The following is a 23,014-nucleotide window of genomic DNA, read 5'->3' as shown; positions in this document are numbered from 1 at the left end:
CATCGAGCGCCGGTTAGTGACCACTCTGCCGTCGGTTCCCTCGCCTCCGCCTGGCTCCTGCCCTGGACTGCACGCAGGAAGGCGACATAGTTGCCGCAGCATGACGGGCCGTTGTTCTATGCCGGGATCGACTGGGCCGCGGTCGAACACGCCGTGTGCGTACTCGACCGAGACGGCCGCAAGGTCGCCGCGTTCACCATCGAGCACACCGCCGCCGGGTTCAACCGGCTGGCCGTTCGGCTGAGCAAGCTCGCCCCGCCCGAGCGGACGCCGGTCGCGATCGAACGCCCGGACGGCCGACTGGTTGACGCGCTGCTGGCCGCCGGGCACCCGGTGCTGCCGGTCAAACCGAACGCGATCAAAACCTGGCGTGAAGCCGAAGTCCTTTCCGGCGCGAAATCCGACCCCGGCGACGCCCACGTGATCGCCGACTACCTGCGCGTGCGTTTCCACCGGCTGCGCCCCGCCGCACCATTGTCCAGTCATACCAAGGCATTGCGCGCCCTGGTCCGCAGCCGCGGTGATCTCGTCGATGCCCGGGTCGCGGCGGTCAACCAGCTCGCCGCTCTGCTGGACGCCCAGTGGCCCGGCGCCAAAGCCATCTTCGCCAACATCGAGTCCGCGATCGCCCTGGCGTTCCTCACCGCCTACCCCACCGCCGCCTCGGCCACGTCCCTGACCGAGAAACGACTGGCCACGTTCTGCGCGAAACAAGGCTACTCGGGCAGGAAAACCGCCGCGGTCCTGCTTGCCCGGCTGCGCGCCGCTCCTGCCGGAACCAACGACCCCGTCGTGTCCGAGAGCATCCGTGACGCCGTCCTCGCCCAGGTCGGCGTCCTGACCGCACTGAACACCGCGATCAAGAACCTGGACCGCTCCATCACCGAGAAGATGGACACCCACCCCGACAGCGAAGTCTTCCAGTCCTTCCCCCGCGCCGGCACACCATCAACGCCGCCCAGATCCTCGCCGAATGGGGCGACGCCCGCGAAGCGTTCGACCACCCCGACGCCATCGCCGCGCTCGCCGGAATCACCCCAGTCACCAAGGCATCCGGCAAGCAACGCGGCGTCAGCTTCCGGTGGGCCTGCAACAAAAGACTGCGCCTGGCAATCACGACCTTCGCCGCGAACAGCCGCTTCTCCAGCCCCTGGGCAGCCGACATCTACGACCGGGCGCGAGCCTCGGGCAAAGACCACCCCCACGCCACCCGCATCCTCGCACGAGCCTGGATCCGCGTGATGTGGCGCTGCTGGCAAAACAGCACACCCTACGACCCCACCCTGCACGCAGGCGCCCAGCAACACACCCACCAGCAGGCCGCAGCCTGATTCTGATCCTGAGGTTGACACAAGGGGTGTCATGAGGAGCCGGACGCCGCGCGGACGCGTTCCGAGCGCGGCCGCGAGTGCCTCTTCCCCACCGCTCGGGAGGTCCGCCACGACGAGGTCGTGCTCGTCGTCCGCCGCGAGTGAGTTCGCGAGCGCCCGTGCCTCGGCGCTCATGCCCTCGGGCGCGTGGACGACGAGCGCGTGGCCGACCGCGTCGCAGACCAGCCTGGTCTCGGAACGCTTCTTCCCAAGACGGCTCAGCAAGGACATCGGGCGCTCAGATCACGCCGGCGCGCACCGCGTAAGCCACCGCGTGAGGGCGGTTGCGCAGGTTCAGCCTGCTGGTCACACCCTGGATGATGTGCTTGACGCTGCGCTCGGAGTAGCAGAGCTTGTCCGCGATCTCGACGGTGTCCATCCCGTCGGCCATCAGCCGCAGCACGTCGATCTCCCGCGTGGTGAGGCCCGCGGTGTTCAGGCCCATCGGGTCGAGCACCTCGCGCTGCAGCCGCTCGACGTGCTTGAGCAGCTCGCCCAGCAGCGACGGCGGGAGGATGCCGCCGCCGGTCGCGGCGGCGCGGACGGCGTGGGCGAGCCGGTCGGCGGTGGTCGCGGCGCGCGGGAGCACGGCCACCACGCCGCATTCGATCGCGGGCAGCAGTTCGGCCTCGCCGATCTGGCTGACCACGAGCACGATCGGCTTGGCGTGCTCGGTCGACAGCCTGCGCAGCTGCAGGACGGTCTCCGGGGTCAGCCGCTCGGTGCCGAAGACGAGCACCCCGGCGTCCGTGCGCTGCTCCCAGTCGGCCACGGTGAACGGGCCGAGCTGGCTGGCCAGCCCGGCGGCGGTGATCGGATCCGGCGCGTAGACCGCCACGGTGATGTCCTGCGTTTCCGTGCCCACTGGGATCCCTCCGAAACTCGACGCGTGCGAATACGCTGCGTCACAGTCTGCGAAGGCGTTCTTCACGAACCCTCTACGGATTCTCAGCGTGGCGTGAAGACCTGCGTGGAGACCCTCGTGGCCTGCTCGAATGCCGCGATGTAGCGCGGCAGCTGGGCCAGTGCCGCGCGCAGCCTGCCCGGTTCGGCGACCTCGGCGAAGCGCAGATCGACCGTTTCCTGGTCGAGCCCGGCGACCGCGTCCGGCCCCTCGAGCGCGGCCAGCCTGCCGTGGACGATCGCCTCGGTCCGGCGCAGCTCCGCGACGACGCAGTCGGCCAGTTCGGCGTCCAGGACGAGTCTGCCTTCGACGGCCAGTGCAAGCAGGACGTCCCCGTCGAACTTCTCGCGTGGTTGCTCCACTGGCCCGTCCTCTGCTTCGGTGTTCGGCCCAGCATTGATCACGGGAAGCGGATAACGGCAGCCCAGCGCCGTATTTCTGCCCGTGAACGCGGCGGTCTTGCCCGGTCGACCACAGACGGTCGACCGATCAAAACAACACAAACGGGCCGGTGACCGAAAGTATGCGTCGTCGGCCAAACGCTTACCGTGAGCAGTATTAGGAATAATCGCGGAAGATTCGCCGGTCGGCGCAGCTCACAGGCTTTCCCAGCTCAAAGGTGACCGATAGGGAAACCAACATGAAACGGTGCCCGATTGGTTGCGAATCCCACACAAGCGGGTTTAGACTCCGGCGAACCCACAAGATCCCCTTGGAGCGACGGGTAACAGGGACTGGCCAATGACGGTGAACGAGGGCGATTCCCGCACGGTCCGGCTGTTGGGCACTGTCGCGGCGTGGCACGGTCTCACCGAGATCGCGCTCGGCCCGGCCCAGCGCCGCGCGGTCTTCGCCGTACTCGCGTCACGAGCCGGACAGGTCGTCTCCCGCGAAGAACTCATCGAGGCCGTCTGGGGTGAGAATCCACCGCCCAGCGCCACGGGAAGCGTCTACACCTATATCTCCGCGCTGCGTCGCGCGCTCGGGTCCGCGGACATCCTGAGCACCTCCCGCTCGGGCTACTGCCTGAATCTGCCCAAAACGCAGATCGACGTCCATCTCGCGGAGCGTCATCTCGACGACGCCCGCGACCACCGGCTTTCCTCCGACCATCAGGCCGAGTCGGACGCGCTGAGCGCGGCACTCGCGCTGTGGCAAGGAGAAGCGCTCAGCGGAATTCCCGGCCCGTACGCCGAAACCCAGCGTGCCAGGCTCGAAGAGATGCGGATGTACGCGCTCGAACGGCACGCCGAAGTGACGCTGCGGCTCGGTGGTCACCGTGAACTCGCCGGTGAGCTCGCGCCGCTCGTGCGGCAGCATCCGCTGCACGAAGGCCTGCACCGCATGCACATCACAGCGTTGTACCGCTCCGGCCGCCAGGCCGAGGCGGCGGAGGCGTTCAGCAACGCCCGCGAGACCATCATCGAGCAGTCGGGCCTCGAACCCGGCGCGCAGCTGCTCGCGCTGAGCCAGCGGATGCGCACCGTGGCGCCCGGCCCCCAGCGGCCGTCGGTTTTCGTTGGCAGGCATGCGGAACTGGACCGCGTGCGCCGAGGACAAGGCGCGCTGTGGATCGAAGGCGAAGCGGGCAGCGGCAAGAGCGCGCTGCTCGCCGAAGCGCTGGCAGGCCGGGCGAACGTCCGCTGGGCCGCCGGTGACGAGCTCTGCCGCAGGACGCCGCTGAGCCTGATCGCCGACTGTCTCGGCGAGACGCAGCACCCCGAGCAGACCGTCACCGACCTCTGCGCGCGAGGCCCGCTGGTGCTGGTCTTCGAAGATCTGCAGTGGGCCGACGCGGAAAGCCTGCTGGTCTGGCAACGCCTGCGCCGGCTCACCGACCACCTGCCGCTGCTGCTGATCGGCACCGCGCGTCCTCGGCCACACCGGCGTGAACTGGCCATGCTTCGCGAGAACGCCGAGGTCATCACCCTGTCCGGCTTGGACGAAGCCGCGACCGCGGACCTCGCCGCAGAGCTACTGGGACGCCGTCCTGTCGACGCGACGCTCACGTTCATGCGCGCCCACACCGGCGGCAATCCGGCTTATCTCAGCCACTTGCTCGAGGAGTACGCGCAGGGCACCGACATCACCGCGGCCGACGCGATGGACGGCAGGCCACGGCCCGCCGCGCTCGTCGAGGACCATCTCGCCTCGCTTTCGTTGCCCGCCAAGCGAATGCTGAACTCAGCCGCGTTGTTCGGCGACACCTTCGGCGTCACCGACCTCACCCACGCGTCCGGTATCGACCTGGCACTGCTGATCGAGTCGGTCGAGGAGACGCTCGCCGCCGGCGTGCTCGAAGAAGCCGGTGACCAGCTGCGTTTCCGTGTCCCGCTGGTCCGCGCAGTGTTCTACGCGGCGACCTCGCCTGCCATGCGCGCGATGCTGCACCAGCAGATCGCGGCCACCATGGCCACCGCGGGCGCGCACCCGGAGCAGGTCGCCGGGCAGCTGTTCGCCGCACCCGAAAGCCTCACCAGGGACTGGGTGCCCGAGTGGGTGCTGGCCAATGTGGACGACCTCTCCACCGACCGCGCCGTCGAGCTGCTGCACCGGATTTCCCAGCAGTGGGGCCTTTCCGAGGAACTGCGGCTCGCGCTGACCGCCGCGCTGGCTCGGCTGCTGCTGCCGGACGAACCGTGCGCACCCCAGCGCGGCACCCAAAACCTCACGCAGGCAACACCTTCCGTGGTCGCCCGACCGCGCAGAGGACGCCGCGTCAAGGTGCGGACGTTCCCGTTCGGGCAGACCGGGTGTCCACCGGGGCCGGAAGCCGCACAGCCGCCTCCGCTTCGCTTCCTGCACTCGGGCACGGCTAACTAGCCTGAGCGGCACCCCTGGTGAAGGAGTGCCGAATGTATGCCGAGGAACGGCAGCGCGCCATTCTCGAGCAGGCGAGGCGCCATGGCCGCGTCGACGTCTCCTCGCTGGCCGCTTCCTTCGCCATCACGGCCGAAACCGTGCGCCGTGACCTCACCGCGCTCGAACGCAGCGGGGTGCTCTGCCGGGTGCACGGCGGAGCCATCCCGATCGAACGGCGCGGGTTCGAACCGGGCTTCGCCGACCGCGACACGGTCATGATCGAGGAGAAGGAACGCATCGCCGTCGCGGCACTGAGCCATTTGCCGACCGCAGGCGCGGTTTTCCTCGACGCCGGAACGACAACGGGCAGGCTGGCGGCAGCGCTGCCTGCCGAACTCGGGCTCACCGTGGTCACGCATTCGCTGACGAACGCGCTGGCGCTGTCCGGGCATCCCCATCTGACGCTGATGATGGTCGGCGGCCGGGTGCGCAGGCGCACACTGGCCACAGTGGACAGTTTCGCGCTCGACACCCTGCGCGACGCCACGGTCGAGGTCGCCTTCATCGCGGCCAACGGGCTGTCGTCGGCTCGCGGGCTCACCACGCCGGACCCGGCGGAGGCGATGATCAAACGGGCGGCGATCCATTGCGCCAGGCGGGTGATTCTCGTCGCGGACCATACGAAAGTCGGGAACGACCACTTCGCCAGGTTCGGTGACCTGACCGACGTCGACACCTTCATCACCGACACCGGGATAGACCCGCGCCTGGCCCGCGAGATCGCCGCGAAGGGCCCGCAAGTACTGACGGTATGAGCCCGGAGCCGCTGCTCGCCCGTTCGAGTGACCGGTCGCCAAGTGGTGGGTGAGCAACCCCCACCGGAGGCGGACGTCCTAAACTGCGGGACAAGCAGCCAGAGAATGGAGCCGGCGTGACGAACGGGTCGGACGGCCGGTTACGCGTCGAACTGCTCGGTCCTCCCCGCGCCTGGCTCGGTGACACGGAGCTGCGGCTGGGCCCGGCTCGGCAACGCGCGGTCTTCGCGACACTCGCCGCCAGGTGCGGCCAGCCGATCACACTCGGGGAACTCATCGCGGACGTCTGGGGCGCCGCGGCTCCGGCCAGCGCGACCGGCAGTGTCCACACCTACATCTCCGGCCTGCGCGGCGCGATCCGGAAGGCCGCACCCGGCAGCGCGCCCCACGATCTGCTCTCCTCGTCCGGGTCCAGCTACGCGCTGCGGCTGGACAGGACAGAACTGGACATGCGCCTGTTCGAACAGGAAACCGCCGAAGCGCGGCGGCTGACCGGCAGGCGGGAAACGCGCGAAGCGGCCGCACTGCTGACCACGACGCTCGACCGCTGGCGCGGCGAAGCGTTCTCCGGCGTGCCGGGGCCGTTCGCCGACCAGGAGCGGGCACGGCTGGCCGAACTCCAGCTGACCGCGATCGAGCTGCGGGCCCAGCTGATGCTCGGACTCGGCGGTCATCGCGAGCTCGTCGCCGAACTGGCCGAGCTGGTGCGCAGGCATCCGTTGCGCGAGTCGCTGTACGAGCCGCTCATGCGGGCGCTGCACGGTAGCGGGCGGCCGACCGAGGCGCTGGCCGTGTACCGCGACGCCAGGCAGGTGCTGGTCGAGGAGCTGGGCGTCGAACCCAGCGCCGCGCTGCGCGAGCTGCACCAGCGGATCTTGGACGGCACCGCGGGCGAGCCGGTCGCGCCGAAGCAGCAGCCGCTGTCGATCGTGCCGCCGCCGATCGCGAAGGCCATCGAGCGCGGCGGCGCCACCGGCGTCTTCCTCGGCCGGGACCGGGAAGTGGGGCTGCTGCGCGGATTCGTCACCGAGGTGCTCGCCGGGCGCGGCCGTCCGGTGTGGATCGAGGGCGAGCCCGGCATCGGCAAGTCCGAGCTGCTCGCCGCCGGGCTCGCGAGCGCGGGGCAGCGTGGCTGTCAGCTGGCCTGGACGGCCGCCGACGAGCTGCAGCAACGGTTTCCGCTCAACGTGATCATGGAATGCCTGGACGTGCGGCATGGCTCGGCGGATCCGGCCAAGGCCAAATTGGCCAGGGAACTGCATGCCGAGCCCGCGCACGGCGACCCGATCCTCGCCGCGGTCGACCGGCTGCTGGCGCTGGTCGACGAGACCTGCGCGGCCGGTCCGCTGGTGCTGGTGATCGACGACCTGCACTGGGCCGACGAGGCGAGTGTGCTGCTGTGGCAACGGCTCGCGGCCGCCACCCGGCAGCTGCCGCTGCTACTGGTCGCCGCATGCCGCACCGGCCATGGTCGTCATGATCTCACCCAACTCCGTCGTGGTGTCGAGGCCAGGGCCGGCGAGGTCCTGCCGATCGAATCGTTGAGCCAGACCGAGATCCGCGAGGTGTTCGAGGGCATTCTCGGCGCGAGGTTGAGCGCGAGTCTGCGCCCGCTGGTGCTGCGTGCTTCGGGAAATCCGCTCTATGCCAGGGAAATCGCCCACGATCTGCTGCGCCGTGACGCCGTGCGAATCGTCGACGGGGTCGCCGAGGTCGCGCTCGACGTCACCGAGAACGCGCCGCGGTCGCTGCTCGCCGCGGTCAGCCGCACACTGGAGTGCCTCGACCCGGCCACCACGCAGGTGCTGCGCAGCGCCTCGCTGCTCGGCGCGGAGTTCGAGGTGGAGGACGTCGCCGCGATCGCCGGGAAGTCCCCGCTGGAGCTGGTGGCCGCGCTCGAAGAGGCGACCGGCGCAGGCGTGGTCGAGTCCGCGGGCGAGAAGCTGGCGTTCCATCACCCGTTCCAGCGGCAAGCCCTTTACGACGGCATCGCCAAGCCACTGCGTGCCGCGTTGCACCGGCGTGCCGCCGAGGCGCTCGCCGACCACGGCGCGCCGGTCAAGCGGGTCGCCGAACAGCTCGCGGCCGAGCCGGTCCAGGTCGACGCCTGGGTCGTCCGCTGGCTCGTCGCCAATCACGTCGCGGTGTCCAACCGGGCCCCGCACATCGCGCTCGAGCTGCTGAGACGGGCGCTGGACAGCGCCGTGCCCAGCGCGGCCGAGCGCGGCACGCTCACCGCGGCGATGGTCAGGGTGCTGTTCCGCCTCGGCCAGGACCCGGAAGCCGAGGCCGTGCACGCCGTCCGGGTCGTGCAGGATCCGGCGGACCGCGTCGAAATGCGGCACGTGCTGGCCGCGTTGCAGTACCGCCGGGGCGACACCCCCAGCGCGCTGGCGACGATGGCCGAGGCGATGAACGACCCGGCGCTGCCGGAGAGCTGGCGCACCAGGAATCAGACGCTGCTCGCCAACTTCCGGCGCGGTGACCTCGCCGACCTCGACCAGACCGAGCGGACCGCGCTCCGGCTGCACGCGGAGGCGACCGCGGCGGGTGAACGTTATCCGGCCGCGCACGCGTTGCAGACGCTCTGGCTCGTCCACTCGATCCGCCGCGAGCACGACCGCGCGCTGGAGTCGGTCAACGCGGCGCTCGACACCACCGGTGACAGCGCCGAGCTGGCGGCTCTGCGTCTCGACCTGCTCGACAACCGGCTCTTCACGTTGCAGAACCTCGACCGGCTCGGCGACGCGGAGTCGACGCTGCACGCCGGATACGACCTCGCGGCCAGGCACGGCCTGCCGGTCGGCCCGCAGGTTTCGGCCGCGGTGCACTACTTCTGGATCGGGCATTGGGACGAGGCGCTCGCCGAGCTGGACACGGTGACCGAGGACGGCCCCGCGATCACGTTCAACGGCGTGCGCGAGGCGGGCGCGGCCGCGCTGCTGCTGCACGGGGTCGCCGCGCTGATCGCCGGTCATCGCGATCAGCGGGCCGCGGTGCGCGCGCATCTGGAAGCCGCCGAGGCGCACTCCCCCTCGAATCCGTCCGAGCGCGAGAGCTGCGACTTCTACCTCGCCGCGATGGCGATGGCCGCCGAGCAGCGGCAGCGGCCGGAGGAGGCGCTGCGCCTGTTCAGCCCGGTGCTGCGGCCTGATTTCGCCAGGATGATGCTGCGGCACCAATGGTTGCCCGACGTCGTCCGCATCGCGCTCGCGGCCGGAAACCACTACATCGCCCACGAAGCGCTGTCCGTCTGCGCCGAGGAGGCGAAGCAGGAGACCGTCCCGGCGCGTGCGGCGGCCGCGGCGGCCCGCTGCCGGGCGCTGATCGACGGCGACCCGGAAGGCGCGCTCGCCGCCGCCGACCACTACCGCGAGGTCGGCAGGCCCATCGAGCTGGCGGCGGCCTTGGAGGACGCCGCCGAATTGCTCGCCCGCGCCGGTCACGCCGAGCACGCGACCCGGTCGCTGACCGAGGCCGCGGAGGTGCTCGGCACCGTTTCGGCGGGCTGGAGCATCCGCCGCGCCGAGGCCAGGCTGCGGCCGTACGGCGTGCACAGCCAGGCGCACAGCCCGAGCACGGGATCGTTGTCCCCCTTGGAGATCCGGATCGCGCAGCTGGTCGCGGCGAAGCTGTCGAACCCGGAGATCGCGGCCGAGCTCAGCCTGCCCCGGCGCACGGTGCAGTCGCTCGTCTCCCGCGTACTCACCAAGTTGCACGCCGACTCCCGGACCATGGTCGGGGACCAGCTTCCCCGTCGTCTCGCTTGATCGTTTATAACGCGGGCGTCGCGGCGCGGGGGCACATGAGGTTCACTCGGGCACCATCCCTGCCCGAACAGTCACCAGCCGCTGCCGAAAAACGGGGACGAATGCATAATCCGAGCATTGACCGAAGGAGAGTCATGGCCCGCCCGAAAGGTTTACCGGCGATCGCCGCGATGCTGACCTGCGCGTTGGTACTCGCGGGTTGTTCAGGCACGGCGGCTGAACCGAAAGCGGACGGGCCGGTGACGCTGACCGTCGCGACATTCGGCGAATTCGGTTATGAAAAACTTTTCAAAGAGTACGAGAAGGCGCATCCCGGAACGACCGTGGTCAGCCGGGTGGCGGACTTCGAAACACATCACAAACAACTCGCGACCAGCCTCGGCGCCGGGCGCGGTGCGGCGGACGTCGTCGCCATCGAAGAGCAGTACATGCCGCAGTTCCGGCAGTCCAAGGACAAGTTCGCGGACCTGGCGCAATTCGGCGCGAAAGACCTCCGCCCGCGGTGGCGGCCGTGGAAATGGGAACAGGGCGCCGTCGGCGACTTCGTCATGGGACTCGGCACCGACATGGGCAGCCTCGCGATGTGTTACCGCCGCGACCTCTACGAAAAGGCGGGCTTGCCGACGGACCGCGAGGCCGTCGCGGCCTTGTGGCCGACCTGGGAGCAGTTCGCGCAGGTGGCGGACCGGTTCTCCGGCAAGGTGACGGACGCGAAGTTCGCCGACTCGGACGGCACCATTTACACCGCGATCATCAACCAGTCCGAAGAGAACTACTTCGCCAAGGCCGACGACGGGTTCATCGGCGACACCAATCCGGCGATCCACTCGGCGTTCGCGCTCGCGGGCGGTATCGGCGCGAAAGGGCAGACCGCCAGGGTCACCCCGTTCACCCAGCCGTGGACCGTGGCGATCAAGCAGAGCCGGTTCGCGACCATCACCTGCCCGGCCTGGATGCTGACCCAGATCCAGGAGGCGGGCGGCCCCGAGCTGGCAGGCAAATGGGACGTCACGTCGATTCCCGGCAAGGGCGGCAACTGGGGCGGCTCGTACCTGACCATCCCCGCGCAGGGCACGCACCAGAAGCAGGCGTACGACCTGGCGACCTGGCTGACCGCGCCCGAGCAGCAGAAGCGGATCTTCCTCGACAGCGGCCTGCTGCCGAGCGCGCTCGACGCGTACCAGGACGGCGCGGTGCTCTCGCACACCAACGCCTATTTCAGCGGCGCGCCGGTCGGGAAGCTCTTCGCCGCGTCGGCGGAAGCGTTGCGGCCCAACTATCGCGGCCTGCACGACGCGCATGTGCGGCCCGCGTTCGGACACGGCCTCGGCCGGGTCGAAGAAGGCAAGCAGAACGTCGATCAGGCATGGGACCAATCGGTCACCGAAGCGCGTGCGGCGGCATCGAACTAGGGAGTGGGGTCCGGTGACTTTTCCGCACGGGTTCATCTGGGGCACGGCGACCGCCTCGTACCAGATCGAGGGCGCCGTCACGGCCGACGGGCGCGGACCGTCCATTTGGGACACCTTCGCCGCGCAGCCAGGCAAGGTGCTCGGCGACGCCTCGGGTGAGCGCGCGTGCGAGCACTTCGACCGGTACCGCGAGGACATCGAGCTGCTGCACGAACTCGGCATGCCGTACTACCGGTTTTCCACGGCGTGGTCCCGGATCATGCCGGACGGCCGCACGGTCGAGCCGCGCGGCATCGCCTTCTACGACCGGCTGATCGACCGGTTGCTGGAACGCGACATCACCCCGATGCTCACGCTCTACCACTGGGATCTACCGCAGGCGCTGGAAGACGAAGGCGGCTGGCGGAACCGTGACGTGGCCGGATATTTCGCCGACTACGCGCAGACCGTCCACAAAGCACTCGGCGACCGGGTGCGGCAGTGGACCACGATCAACGAGCCGTTCTGTGCCGCGTTCCTCGGCTACGGCAACGGCCAGCACGCGCCGGGGCTGAAGGACGAAGGCGCCGCGCTCGTCGCCGCGCACCACCTGCTGCTCGCGCACGGCCATGGCGCGCAGGCGTTGCGCGCGAGCGGCGCCGACGAAGTGTCCATTGTGCTCAACTTCTCCCCCGTGCTGACCGAAGTGGACGACGAGGTCCACCGTGAGGCCGCGCGCAAGTTCGACTTCCTGCACAACAGGTTCTTCCTCGACCCGGTGCTCGGCCGCGGCTACCCGCCCGAGCTGCTCGAGGACCTGGCGCACGTCGGCACGCTCGAACCGGCGATCCAGGACCGGGACCTGGAGATCATCGCGCAGCCGCTCGACTGGCTGGGCGTCAACTACTACGCGCCGACCCGGTCGAAGCCGCTGGCCGACCCGGCCGCCGACAGCAACTGCCCGCTGCCGGGCCTGCGCGGGATGGACGTGCAGCCGCCGCAGGGCGAGCTGACCTCGTTCGGCTGGGAGCAGCGCCCGGAGTCGTTCACCGACCTGCTGCTGTGGCTGACCGAGCACTGCGACGGCGTGCCGCTGATCGTCGCGGAGAACGGGGCCGCGTTCGCCGACGTGGTCGAGGACGGCCGGGTGCACGACGCCGAGCGGGTGCGGTACTTCGCGAAGCACATCGGCGCCGTGCACAACGCGGTCGCGCGCGGCGCGGACGTCCGCGGCTACCTGGCCTGGTCGCTGCTGGACAACTTCGAGTGGGCCATGGGATACACCCAGCGCTTCGGCCTGGTGCACGTCGACTTCGAGACACAGCAACGCATCGTCAAGGACAGCGCGCGGTTCTTCGCGGCCGTCGTGGCGGGCAATTCAGCTCCGGAACGCGCCGGCGCGCATGACGCCGTTGACGATCTGGCGGGCCAGCAGGATGAACAAGGCGACGACCGGTAGCACGCCGAGTGTCGCCGCGGTGAGCATGAGCGAGTAGTCCGTGAAGTAGCCACTGGCCAATCTGGACAGTGCGACCTGCACGGTCGGGCTCTGGTTCGGGTCGAGAATGATGAGCGGCCAGAAGAAATCGTTCCACGCGGTCATGAACGTCAGCATGGCGAGCACCGCGGCCTGTGGCCGGATGGCCGGCGCGGCGACGTGCCAGAACACGCGCAGCGTCGAGCAACCGTCCACTTTGGCCGCGTCGATCAGCTCGCCCGGTATCGCCTCTTCGCAGGCTTGGCGCATCCAGAACACGCTGAACGCGCCGACCAGCGCCGGCACGATCACCGCCTCCAGCCGCCCGTACCAGCCGAGTTCGCCGACCACCAGGTAGAGCGGGATGACCCCGAGCTGCGCGGGCACCATCGCGGTGCCGATGACCACGAGGAACAGCGAGTCGCGCCCGCGGAATCTCAGGCGCGCGAACGCGAACCCGGCCAGGCTGGCGAGCACGACGTTCGACACCGCGACCGTGGTGGCCACGATCATCGAGTTCTCCAGCGCCAGCCAGAAGTCAACCTTGTCGAAGACCTCGCGGATGTTCGCGAAGAGATTGCCGCCGGGCACCAGCGGCGGCGTCGTCTCGCCGATGGCCGAGTTGTCCCTGCTGGACACGACGAACGACCAGTACAGCGGGAAGATCGAGCCGACGCCGACCGCCACCAGCAGGCCGTAGACGAGGAAACCGGGCTTGGCACGCGCCATGGTCATTCACCGCCCCGGATCCGGCGCACCAGCAGGAAGTTGACCAGCGCGAACCCGGCCGAGAGCAGGAAGAGCACCCAGGCGATGGCGGCCGCGTAGCCCGCGTCGAACAGCCCGAACCCGCGCTCGTACAGGTACATCGCCAAGGTCTGGAACTCCCGGTCAGCGCCGCCGGTGCCCGCGATGCCGGTGTCGTCGAACAGCTGCGGCTCGGCGAACAACTGCAGTCCCCCGATGGTCGAGACCACCACGGTGAACAGGATGGTCGGCCGGATCGCGGGCACGGTGATCGACCAGAACGTCCGCCGGCGCGAGGCGCCGTCGATCATCGCGGCGTCGTACCGCTCCTGCGGGACGGACTGCATGGCGGCCAGGTACAGCAGCGCGTTGTAGCCGGTCCAGCGCCACATCACCATGGTGCTGATCGCGACGTGCGAGGCGAGCCGGTCCGCGCGCCAGTCGACCGGGTCGAGGCCGACGAGCCCGAGCACCCAGTTGACGACGCCGTAGTCCTTCGCGAAGAGCTGGCCGAAGACCAGCGCGACCGCGACGACCGACACGACGTTGGGCAGCAGCACACTCGCCCGCCACATCGTGCGCGCGCGAAGTGGCCGGTCGAGCAGCGCGGCCAGGCCGAGCGCGGCGAGCAGCTGTGGCACGGTGGAGAGCACGAACATGCTCACCGTGTTGAGCAGCGCGTTGTAGAAATGCGGGTCGGTCGCGAGCGTCACGAAGTTGTCGAAACCGACGAAACCCTTGTCGCCGTTGATCAGATGCCAGTCGTGCAGCGCGACCCAGGCGGTGTAGAGCATCGGAAAGAGCCCGAACACCCCGAAAATCACGAAGAAGGGAGCGGTCAGCAGGTACGGCCCGAGCCGATGCCGCAGGACACTCAAACGGTGATCACTTTGATGCCGGTCTGCGCGATCTCGTCGGCCAGCTGCGGATCGACGCCGGTGTCGGTGATCATCGTGTCGATGTCGCTCAGATCGGCGAACCGGGCGAAATGGTCGTTGCCGATCTTCGTGTGATCGGCGAGCAGCACGGTCCGCCGCGCGGCCGCGATGGCGGCCCGCTTGATCATGGCCTCGGCGGTGTCGGGCGTGGTCAGCCCGCGCTCGATCGAGATACCGTTGGTGGCGATGAACGCGATGTCGACGTAGGTGTCCTTGAGCGCGTTGAGCGCCCAGCTGTCGACCGCGGCCATCGTGCGGGCCCGCAGCCGCCCGCCGACCAGCATCAGCGTGATGTTCGGGCGGGTCGCGAGCGTGAACGCCGTGGTGAGCGAATGCGTGACGACGGTCAGTTCCCGGTCAGCGGGGATGATCTTGGCCAGCCGCCCGACGGTGGTGCCCGCGTCGAGCAGGATGGCGCCCTCGTTGGGCACCTGCTCCAGCGCGGCCGCGACGATCCGTTCCTTCTCGGCGGTCATCACGGTGTCACGCGTGGCCAGGCCAGGCTCGAACCCGAGCCGCTCCACCGGGATCGCGCCACCGTGCACCCGCCGCAGCACCCCGCTGCGTTCCAGCGCGGTGAGATCCCGCCGCACGGTCTCACTGGTGATCTCGAAGGTGGCGGCCAATGTCGCCACGTCGACCCGGCCATGCTGGCGAGCCTGCTTGAGAATCGCCCGCTGCCGTTCCTCGGCGTACATCGGTCACCTCCCTCTTCAGGGTGTGACAATAGTTGGAATCGTGTGGCTTCGACAACACAACCGGACATTCGCTCAGGCGTCGAGGTCCTCGGCGAGCAGGGCGGTGATCGCTTCGAGCGCCCGCTCGGCCCCCTCGCCGTCCGCGGAGACGACCACCTCTTCCCCACCGCCGACCCCCAGCGACATGACCGCCAGGATGCTGTCGGCAGGCACCGGCTTCCCGCCGTCCCGTCCAATGAGGACACGCACTGGCTGCTTACCCGCCGCCTCGACGAGCAGCCGCGCGGGCCGCGCATGCAACCCCACCTTCGACCCCACCACAACCTTCGCACTGACCACGACCCCTACCTCTCCACTCGACGAACCCGGGATAAAGCGGGCTTTACTCCCGGGGATAAAGCCCGCTTTGCTCCGGGGAGTAAAGCCCGCTTTATCCCGGGCCTGCTTGAAACCACTCCGACGCTGGCGTCCCAGGTCCACAAAGGACACTCGGTCCCGTCATGACGGCGCCCGCGAGGCCATGGTCGTGAGTGGTATGGCCGGTTCTAACCGGCTATACCACTCACGACCCGAGTTCGCGCAGGTCACCGGGGGTCGTGCGCGTTGCGGGCGGTTCCAACCGCCCGCAACGCTCACGAGCTTTTCAGGGCCTCGGCCGCGAGGGCCTGGCACTCGGCCAGGGTCCGTCCGCGCAGGGCCGCGCGGACTGCGGGGACCGCGGGCGCCGACATCGACAGGCTCGTGATGCCCATGCCCGCGAAGACCGGCGCGAGGCCGGGGTCGCTCGCGGCCTCGCCGCAGATGCCGACCGGTTTGCCTGCGCGGGCACCCGCGGCGGCGATGCCGGAGACCAGGTGCAGCAGCGCGGGCTGCCACGGGTCGAGCAGAAAACCGAGTTCGCCGAGCATGCGGTCGGCCGCGAAGGTGTACTGCGACAGGTCGTTCGTGCCGATGGACACGAAGTCGACCTCGGCCAGTATCGCGTCGGCCAGCACGGCCGCCGCGGGGATCTCGATCATCACGCCGACCCGCGAGATGCCTGCCGCACGCGCGACGCGGGCGAACGCGGCCGCCTCGGCGGGCGTCGCGATCATCGGCGCCATCACCTGCACCTGGGCGTCGTGGTCCCCGGTGGCCAAGGCGATCGCCTCAAGCTGCGCTGCCAGCAGTTCGGGATTGCGCACGCCGACCCGATATCCGCGGACGCCGAGCGCCGGGTTGGGCTCGTCGTCGGCGTTGGCGAACGGGACCGGCTTGTCGGCGCCGGCGTCGAGCGTCCTGATGACCACGGGCCGTCCGCCGAACTCGGCGAACACCTTCCCGTAAGCAGCACGCTGCTCTTCGACCGTCGGCGCCTCCACCCGGTCGAGGAACAGGAACTCCGTCCGGAACAGCCCGACCCCTTCGGCGTCGGCCGCCACGGCACCCGCGCCGCCGACGTTCAGCAGCAGCTTGACCGGATGCCCGTCCTTGGTCGAACCGGGCCCGGAGTGCCGCGCGAGTTCCTCGCGGGCCAGCTCGGTCTGTCGCGCGACCTCGGCCACCAGCTCCGCGTCAGGGTCGCGGACGACCGTGCCCGCGGTGCCGTCGACCAGCACCTCGTCACCGTCGGCGAGCCCGGCCGCCGCCGCGCACGCGACCACCGCCGGGATGCCGAGCGCCCGCGCGACGATCGCGGTGTGACTGGTCGGGCCGCCCTTCTCGGTCACGATCGCGAGCACCAGCGACGCGTCCAGCGTCACCGTGTCCGCGGGCGCGAGGTCGCCGCTGACCAGCACGTACGGCTTGTCCGACACGGGAAGCCCCGGCGGCGCGAGGCCGAGCACCGACGCGATCGCCCGGTCACGCAGGTCCGCGAGATCCGTCGTGCGCTCGGCGAGGTAACCGCCGATCGCCGCCAGCTTCTCGATCTGCGCGTCGAAAGAATCACGCAACGCCCATGCCGCGGGCGAACCCGCCTCGACAGCCTCGCGGACGCCGTCCTCGATCGCCGGATCGGCCGCCATCGCCGACTGGACCTCCAGGATGTCCCGCGCCTCCCCGCTCAGCGGTTCGGCGCGGCGCCTGAGGTCTTCCGAGACCGCGATGAGCGCCGCGACCGCTCGCGCGAGCTCGGTCGGCGCGTCGTCGACGTGGTCCCAGCGCTCGGGCAACGCCGGCGGCGCGCTCATCCGCGCCGCCGGCCCGAACACCGTGCCGGGGCTCGCCGGGCTGCCGGTCAGCCGTTCCATCAGCTCAGTCCAGGCTCGATGGTCACCTTGATGGCGTCGCCGCTGCTGACGATGTCGATGGCCTCGAGCACGCCGTCCAGCGGAAGCCGGTGGGTGATCAGGTCGGACACCGGCACCGCACCGGTCGCGATCAGCTCCAGCGCCTGCTTGTTGTGCTCGGGGCTGGATCCGTTGGCGCCGTAGATGGTCAGCTCGCGGTAGTGCACCAGGTTCGAATCGCAGGCGATGATCGGGTTGTCCTTCGGCAGGCCGCCGAAGAAGCTGATCCGGCCGCGCCGCGCGGCCATCCGGAGCGCGTCCTCCTGGGTCTTGCCCGCGGCGGCCGCGGTGATGATCAGGTCGGCGCCGCGGCCTTCGGTCAGCGCGAGCACCTGCTCGACCGAGTCCACTTCGGACGCGCAGATCGCGGCGTCCGGCTTGACCAGGTCGGCGGCCATGTCGAGCCTGCCGCGGTTGAGGTCGACCAGATACACGGCGCCGGCGCCCTTGGCGCGGGCGAGACGCACGTGCAGGCAGCCGATCGGCCCGGCGCCGACGACCACGACCACGTCGCCCTCTTCGACACCGGCGAAGTTCTGTCCATTGAGGACACAGGCGAGCGGCTCGGCGACGGAAGCCTCCGCGTACCCGACGTTGTCCGGGATGCGGTTGAGCCCGTCCACCTTGAGCACGTTGCGCGGCACGATCATGTACTCGGCGAACCCGCCGTCGAAGTGGTAGCCCATCGACAGCTGGTTCGGGCAGATCGTCTGGTACCCGCGCAGGCATTCGGCGCACTCACCACACGGGATCGCCGCGATCACCTGCACACGGTCGCCGGGAACCCAACCCTCGACCTCGGCGCCGACCTCCACGATCTCGCCCGCGATCTCGTGCCCGATCACGCGCGGCGGGTCGATGTGGTGGTGGCCGTGCCGGAAGATCTTCAGGTCGGTGCCACAGGTCGAGGTGTTGTGGACCCGGATCTTGATCTCTTCGGGGCCGGGCACCGGTTCGGGCGCCTCCTCGATCCGGATGTCACCGGGTGCGTAGAAGCGAGCGACCTTCACTGATTTTTCTCCTCACCAAGGGAATCCAGCAGCCGGATGACCGTCTCGGCGTCGGCCGCCGAGCGGAGTTCCGCCGCCTTGTCGTCGTCGAGCAGTACGTGGGCCAGCGCCGAGAGGATGCCGACCTGTTCGGACCCGTTCGCCGCGATGCCGACGCACATGCGGACGTCGTGCCCGCCCCAGTCGACACCGTCGGGGAACTGCAGCACCGCGAGCGAGGTGCGCTTGACGAACTCGCGCGACGCGTCGGTGCCGTGCGGGATGGCGACCTGGGCGCCGATGAACGTCGACACCGACTGCTCGCGTTCGTGCATCGCGGGCAGGTATTCCGCCGACACCGCCCCGATTTCCAGCAGCACCTTGCCGACCTGGTCGATCGCGTCCTCGCGGGACGTCGCGGTGCAGCCGAGCCGGATGCCTTCCACCGCAAGGGTTTCAGTCGGCAAGGGAACCGCCTCCGGAGATCGCCGCCTCGACGCGGTCGAACAGCGGGTCGCCGAGGAAGCTCTGGAAGCCGAGCACGACGGCGTCACCGGAAGCCTTGCGGGCGCGGGAAACCAGGCCCTCCTGGCACAGCACCAGCTGCGCGTCGGCAGGGATCTCGTCGACCGGGGTGTGCTCGACCTTGACCTTGTACGGCTTGAGCCGCTTGGCCAGCTGGGAGGCGACCATCACGCTGCTGCCCATGCCCGCGTCGCAGGCGATGATGACCTTCTTGATGTCGCTGCCTTCGATGCTGCTCATCGGTGAACTCCCTTTCAGGCGACGGATCCGCCGTTGGCGACCTGCTGGTTGGTTTCCTCTTCGGCGGCGCCGCGGCCGAACTTCAGCAGCACGGCGCTGACCATGAACGACACCGCGGCGGCGACCGCCACGCCGAGGATCACCCCGAAGAAGCCGCCCTTCGGCGTCACCGCGAGCACGGCGATGATGCTGCCCGGCGACGGCGTCGCGGTGAGCCCGGCGCCGGTGATGCTGAAGACGAGCACGCCAGCGGCGCCGCCGGCGATGGCCGCGAGGATCAGGCGCGGAGCGGCGAGGATGTACGGGAAGTAGATCTCGTGGATGCCGCCGAGGAACTGGATCAGCATCGCGCCGGGCGCGGTGGCCCGCGCGGTCTTCGCGCCGAACAGCGTCAGCGCCAGCAGGATGCCGAAGCCGGGGCCGGGGTTCGGCTCGATCAGGAACGCGATCGACTTGCCCTGCTCCAACGCCTGCTGCACACCGAGCGGGCTGAGCACGCCGTGGTTGATCGCGTTGTTGAGGAACAGCACCTTCGCCGGTTCGACGATGATCGACACCAGCGGCAGCAGGTTCGCCTCGACCAGCGTCCGCACACCGGACCCGAGTGCCTTGGTGATGCCCTGCACGACCGGGCCGATGGCGACCATGCCGAGAATGGCCATCGCGCCGCCGATGATGCCCGCGCTGAAGTTGTTGACCAGCATCTTGAAGCCGGGGTGGGTCTTCGAGCCGACCTTGTCGTCCCACAGCTTCAGCAGGTACGCCGTCAGCGGGCCGATCGCCATGGCGCCGAGGAACATCGGGATGTCCGCGCCGACCACGATGCCGATGGTGGCGACCGCGCCGACCACGCCACCGCGGTGCCCGTGCACCAGCCGCCCGCCGGTGAACCCGATCAGCACCGGCAGCAGGATCTTGATCATCGGCTCGACCAGCAGCGCGAACTTCGCGTTCGGCAGCCAGCCAGACGGGATGAACAAGGCGGTGATCAGGCCCCACGCGATGAACGCGCCGATGTTGGGCATGACCATGCCGGCGAGATGACCGCCGAAGCGCTGAACCGTGACCCTGGCCTGCTGCGCCCTGGATGGCGCGGTTTCCGATTTAGTCATCGTTGACTTCCCGTTTGTTCTAGGAATTGATACGCGCGACGCGCACAACACGGCCCTTGATGTCTTCGACGCCCGGCATCGTGCTGCCGGGCAGTGAAACGGCGGCGGCGCCCCAGGCCACGGCTTCGGAAAGCGCGTCGGGCCCTTGCCCGCCCGCGGAAAGGAAGCCGGCGAGCAGCGCGTCGCCCGCGCCGACGGAGCTGCGTACTTCGGCATCGGCGTTGGCGTGCCACACGCCTTCGCCGTCGACCAGCACCGCGCCTTCGCCGCCGAGGCTGGCGAGCACCGCGCCGGCGCCCCGCGCGCGCAGTTCGTGCGCGGCCGCGACGACGTCGGCCATGGCCGGGAGTTCGCGCCCGACGGCCTCCTCCAGTTCGTGGAGGTTCGGCTTGATCAGCGCGGGCCTGGCGGCGAGCGTCTCGACGAGCGCCGGTCCGCTGGTGTCGACGGCCACGTGGACGCCTTCGCCGGTCAGCCTGGCGACCAGGTCGGCGTAGAAGTCCACCGGCGCGCCCGGCGGGAGGCTGCCCGCGAGCACGACCCAGGTGGCGTCGGCGATGTTCGCGAGCGCGGCGTCCCTGATGGCCTCGGCGTCGGCCGGGGTCAGCGACGGGCCCGCCTCGTTGAGCTTGGTGACGGTGCCGTCCGGCTCCACCACGCTGACGTTGCAGCGCACCGACCCCGTTGTCGGCACGCGCACCACGTCGACGCTGTCCGCGGTCAGCAGCGCGACGAGCTGAGCGCCCTCGGCGCCGCCGACCGGCACCACGGCCCGTGTCTTGACGCCGTTGCGGACCAGCGCCCTGGCCACGTTGACGCCCTTGCCACCCGGGTGGACCCGCGTCCGCGACGCCCGGTGCAACTCGCCCCGCACCAGCCGGTCCACTTCGATGGTCCGGTCCACGCTGGGGTTCGCCGTCACGGTCACGAACACGCGTACACCACCTCACACTCACACCGGATGTTGGTTTGAGTGATTTTGCATGGTTCTACGTGGGTTTACAACCCCAGTTGCCCGAACGGCCGGTCCGGTTGTCCCTTCGGACCACCCGAACCGGCCGTTCACCTGCGGTTTAGCTGTTAAGTTGGACAACCAGACAAAGATAAATCAACACACCCGGACATCCGTGTCACTCGGGGTTCACTCCACCGTGACGCTCTTCGCGAGGTTGCGAGGCTTGTCCAGGTCACGGCCGAGCTTGCGCGCGACGTGGTACGCGAACATCTGCAGCGGCACGCCCAGCAGGATCGGGTCCAGCTCCGGCTCGCACGCGGGCACCCGGATGACCGCGTCGGCCAGATCCTCGGGCAGGTCCGTGTTGGTGACCACGATGACCGGGCCGCCCCTGGCCTTGATCTGCTCGACCGTGCCGATGTTCTTGGTCACGAGGTCGTCGCCGGGCACGATCACGACCGAAGGCATCGTGGCGTCGATCAGCGCGAGCGGGCCGTGCTTGAGCTCCGCGGCTTGATAAGCCTCCGCGTGGATGTACGAGATCTCCTTGAGCTTCTGCGCGCCTTCGCGCGCGACCGGCCAGGCGCGGACGCGGCCGATGTAGAACATGTGCTCGGCGTCGGCGAACCGGCCGGCGATTTCGGCGATCTCCCCGTCCAGCTTGAGGATTTCCGACAGCAGCGACGGCAGCTTGGCGAGCGCGTCGACGATCCGCTTGCCGTTGGCGACCGAAAGATCACGCACGCGGCCGAGTGAGAGCGCGAGCATCGCGAAGGCGACACCCATGTTGGTGACGGCCTTCGTCGACGCGACCGACACCTCCGGGCCCGCGTGCAGCAGCATGCCGCGGCCGCATTCGCGCGCGATCGCGCTGCCGGTCACGTTGACGATGCCGATCACCCGGCCGCCCTTGCGCTTGAGCTCGCGGATGGCCGACAGCGTGTCGGAGGTTTCGCCGGACTGGCTGACCGCGACGTAGAGCGTGTCGGTCTCGATGACCGGGTTGCGGTAGCGGAACTCGGACGCGGCCTCGGCGTCGGCCGGGATCCGCGCGAACTCCTCGACGAGGTTCGCGCCGACCTGCGCCGCGTAATACGCCGAGCCGCAGCCGAGGAACTTGACGCGGCGGAAGGACCGCAGCTCGGTCGGGTCGAGGTCGAGGCCGCCGAGGTGCGCGGTGGCGAACCGCTCGTCGAGCCTGCCGAGCAGCGCGCGGCGCACGGCGTCCGGCTGCTCGTTGATCTCCTTGAGCAGGTAGCTGTCGAAGCCGCCGAGCTGGTAGTCCTCGTCGATGACCTCGACGGTGGTCGGCGTCTTGACCGTGCGCTCGGCCTTGAGGGTCCTGGTGCGGAACTCGCTCGCGGTCAGCGTCGCCAGCTCGCCGTCGTCGAGGTAGACCACGCGCTGGGTGTGCCGGACGATCGCGGCCACGTCGGAGGCGACGAACATCTCGCCGTCGCCGATGCCGAGCACGATCGGGCTGCCGTTGCGGGCGACCACCAGCTCGTCGGGGTTCTTGCTGTCGAACACGACCAGGCCGTACGCGCCATCGACGCGCAGCAGCGCCTTGCGGACGGCGTCCTCGAGCGAGGCCGAGTCGTCGAGCAACGCGGCGATCATGTGCGCGAGCGCCTCACTGTCGGTCTCGCTGGCGAGCGCGACACCCTCGGCGACGAGCTCGGCGCGGAGGCGCTCGGAGTTCTCGATGATCCCGTTGTGCACCACGGCGATCCGGCCGGAGGTGTCGGTGTGCGGGTGCGCGTTGGCGTCGTTGGGCTCACCGTGGGTGGCCCAGCGGGTGTGCGCGATGCCCGCGGTGCCGGTCAGCCCGTCGTCGACGAGGTCACGCAGCTCCTCGACGCGCACGGCCGCCTTGACGACCTTGAGCCTGCCCTTGGCGACCACCGCGAGACCCGCCGAGTCGTAGCCGCGGTACTCCAGCCTGCGCAGACCTTCCAGCAGGATGGGAACGGCCGCCCGCGGCCCGATGTACCCGACGATTCCACACATA

19 protein-coding genes and 1 pseudogene are annotated in these 23,014 nt (G+C 69.6%); 7 read left to right on the top strand and 13 right to left on the bottom strand.

The window, feature by feature from the left end:
* Positions 1-153: 153 nt before the first annotated feature.
* Together AB5J62_RS10785 and AB5J62_RS10780 are read left to right on the top strand one after the other, a co-directional pair.
* A pseudogene (locus tag AB5J62_RS10785) lies at positions 154-528 on the top strand (transposase); the annotation flags it as partial.
* A 419-nt stretch (positions 529-947) separates the two neighbouring features.
* The gene (locus tag AB5J62_RS10780) at positions 948-1,331 is read left to right on the top strand and encodes a transposase (RefSeq protein ID WP_370950233.1); all 384 of its coding nucleotides are present in this window, start codon (positions 948-950) and stop codon (positions 1,329-1,331) included.
* Positions 1,332-1,608: 277 nt separating this feature from the next.
* Here the strand turns inward: AB5J62_RS10780 and AB5J62_RS10775 are convergent, their stop codons facing one another.
* Both AB5J62_RS10775 and AB5J62_RS10770 read right to left on the bottom strand, forming a co-directional pair.
* On the bottom strand, positions 1,609-2,235 hold the full coding sequence (locus AB5J62_RS10775) for a LuxR C-terminal-related transcriptional regulator (RefSeq protein ID WP_370948052.1): 627 nt from the start codon (positions 2,233-2,235) through the stop codon (positions 1,609-1,611).
* A gap of 83 nt (positions 2,236-2,318) precedes the next feature.
* Entirely contained in the window at positions 2,319-2,636 is a 318-nt protein-coding gene (locus AB5J62_RS10770) for a hypothetical protein (RefSeq protein WP_370948051.1), read from the bottom strand.
* Between the two features lie 379 nt (positions 2,637-3,015).
* On the opposite strand from AB5J62_RS10770, the gene AB5J62_RS10765 reads away from it, so the two are divergent.
* The 5 genes from AB5J62_RS10765 to AB5J62_RS10745 all read left to right on the top strand — a co-directional run bounded on the left by AB5J62_RS10765 (position 3,016) and on the right by AB5J62_RS10745 (position 12,511).
* On the top strand, positions 3,016-5,097 hold the full coding sequence (locus AB5J62_RS10765) for a BTAD domain-containing putative transcriptional regulator (RefSeq protein WP_370948050.1): 2,082 nt from the start codon (positions 3,016-3,018) through the stop codon (positions 5,095-5,097).
* Between the two features lie 32 nt (positions 5,098-5,129).
* Positions 5,130-5,891, top strand: a complete 762-nt coding sequence (locus AB5J62_RS10760; RefSeq protein WP_370948048.1) for a DeoR/GlpR family DNA-binding transcription regulator — start codon at positions 5,130-5,132, stop codon at positions 5,889-5,891.
* A gap of 116 nt (positions 5,892-6,007) precedes the next feature.
* Positions 6,008-9,661, top strand: a complete 3,654-nt coding sequence (locus tag AB5J62_RS10755; RefSeq protein WP_370948047.1) for a BTAD domain-containing putative transcriptional regulator — start codon at positions 6,008-6,010, stop codon at positions 9,659-9,661.
* 134 nt (positions 9,662-9,795) lie between these two features.
* Positions 9,796-11,073, top strand: a complete 1,278-nt coding sequence (locus tag AB5J62_RS10750) for an ABC transporter substrate-binding protein (RefSeq protein ID WP_370948046.1) — start codon at positions 9,796-9,798, stop codon at positions 11,071-11,073.
* A 13-nt stretch (positions 11,074-11,086) separates the two neighbouring features.
* Positions 11,087-12,511 (top strand): GH1 family beta-glucosidase, encoded by a 1,425-nt coding sequence (locus AB5J62_RS10745; protein WP_370948045.1) that lies wholly within the window; start codon positions 11,087-11,089, stop codon positions 12,509-12,511.
* Here AB5J62_RS10745 and AB5J62_RS10740 read toward each other — a convergent pair.
* From AB5J62_RS10740 to glmS, 11 genes are all read right to left on the bottom strand, one after another.
* A complete protein-coding gene (locus tag AB5J62_RS10740; protein WP_370950232.1) occupies positions 12,431-13,258 on the bottom strand; it encodes a carbohydrate ABC transporter permease in 828 nt (275 codons plus the stop codon). The two genes, AB5J62_RS10745 and AB5J62_RS10740, sit on opposite strands and share 81 nt — an antisense overlap.
* Positions 13,259-13,260: 2 nt before the next feature.
* A complete protein-coding gene (locus AB5J62_RS10735; protein ID WP_370950231.1) occupies positions 13,261-14,118 on the bottom strand; it encodes a carbohydrate ABC transporter permease in 858 nt (285 codons plus the stop codon).
* A gap of 32 nt (positions 14,119-14,150) precedes the next feature.
* Positions 14,151-14,912, bottom strand: coding sequence for a DeoR/GlpR family DNA-binding transcription regulator (locus AB5J62_RS10730; RefSeq protein WP_091291306.1), 762 nt, complete (start codon positions 14,910-14,912; stop codon positions 14,151-14,153).
* Positions 14,913-14,984: 72 nt separating this feature from the next.
* A complete protein-coding gene (locus AB5J62_RS10725) occupies positions 14,985-15,251 on the bottom strand; it encodes an HPr family phosphocarrier protein (protein WP_370948044.1) in 267 nt (88 codons plus the stop codon).
* 293 nt (positions 15,252-15,544) lie between these two features.
* Positions 15,545-17,143 carry a phosphoenolpyruvate--protein phosphotransferase gene (ptsP, locus tag AB5J62_RS10720; RefSeq protein ID WP_370948043.1) on the bottom strand — a complete coding sequence of 533 codons (1,599 nt, stop codon included), beginning with the start codon at positions 17,141-17,143 and terminating at the stop codon, positions 15,545-15,547.
* Positions 17,143-18,192 carry a zinc-dependent dehydrogenase gene (locus AB5J62_RS10715; RefSeq protein WP_370948042.1) on the bottom strand — a complete coding sequence of 350 codons (1,050 nt, stop codon included), beginning with the start codon at positions 18,190-18,192 and terminating at the stop codon, positions 17,143-17,145. The genes ptsP and AB5J62_RS10715 overlap by 1 nt, the downstream gene beginning before the upstream one ends.
* The gene (locus AB5J62_RS10710) at positions 18,189-18,638 is read right to left on the bottom strand and encodes a PTS sugar transporter subunit IIA (protein ID WP_370948041.1); all 450 of its coding nucleotides are present in this window, start codon (positions 18,636-18,638) and stop codon (positions 18,189-18,191) included. Before AB5J62_RS10710 ends, AB5J62_RS10715 begins: the two co-directional genes overlap by 4 nt.
* Complete coding sequence (locus AB5J62_RS10705) at positions 18,628-18,936, bottom strand: PTS lactose transporter subunit IIB (protein WP_091291316.1); 309 nt, start codon at positions 18,934-18,936, stop codon at positions 18,628-18,630. The genes AB5J62_RS10710 and AB5J62_RS10705 overlap by 11 nt, the downstream gene beginning before the upstream one ends.
* A gap of 14 nt (positions 18,937-18,950) precedes the next feature.
* Entirely contained in the window at positions 18,951-20,048 is a 1,098-nt protein-coding gene (gene mtlA, locus AB5J62_RS10700; protein WP_370948040.1) for a mannitol-specific PTS transporter subunit IIC, read from the bottom strand.
* Positions 20,049-20,067: 19 nt separating this feature from the next.
* Complete coding sequence (gene pfkB, locus AB5J62_RS10695; protein ID WP_370948039.1) at positions 20,068-20,982, bottom strand: 1-phosphofructokinase; 915 nt, start codon at positions 20,980-20,982, stop codon at positions 20,068-20,070.
* Positions 20,983-21,189: 207 nt separating this feature from the next.
* Positions 21,190-23,013: a glutamine--fructose-6-phosphate transaminase (isomerizing) gene (gene glmS, locus AB5J62_RS10690; RefSeq protein WP_370948038.1), complete on the bottom strand. Its 1,824-nt coding sequence runs from the start codon at positions 23,011-23,013 to the stop codon at positions 21,190-21,192.
* Position 23,014 lies beyond the last annotated feature (1 nt).

Origin of the sequence: Amycolatopsis sp. cg5, from assembly GCF_041346955.1 — a bacterium.
In the GTDB taxonomy this organism is placed as follows: Bacteria; Actinomycetota; Actinomycetes; order Mycobacteriales; family Pseudonocardiaceae; genus Amycolatopsis.
Note: the sequence above shows the minus strand (reverse complement) of the source record. Positions and strands in the feature narration are given on the sequence as shown.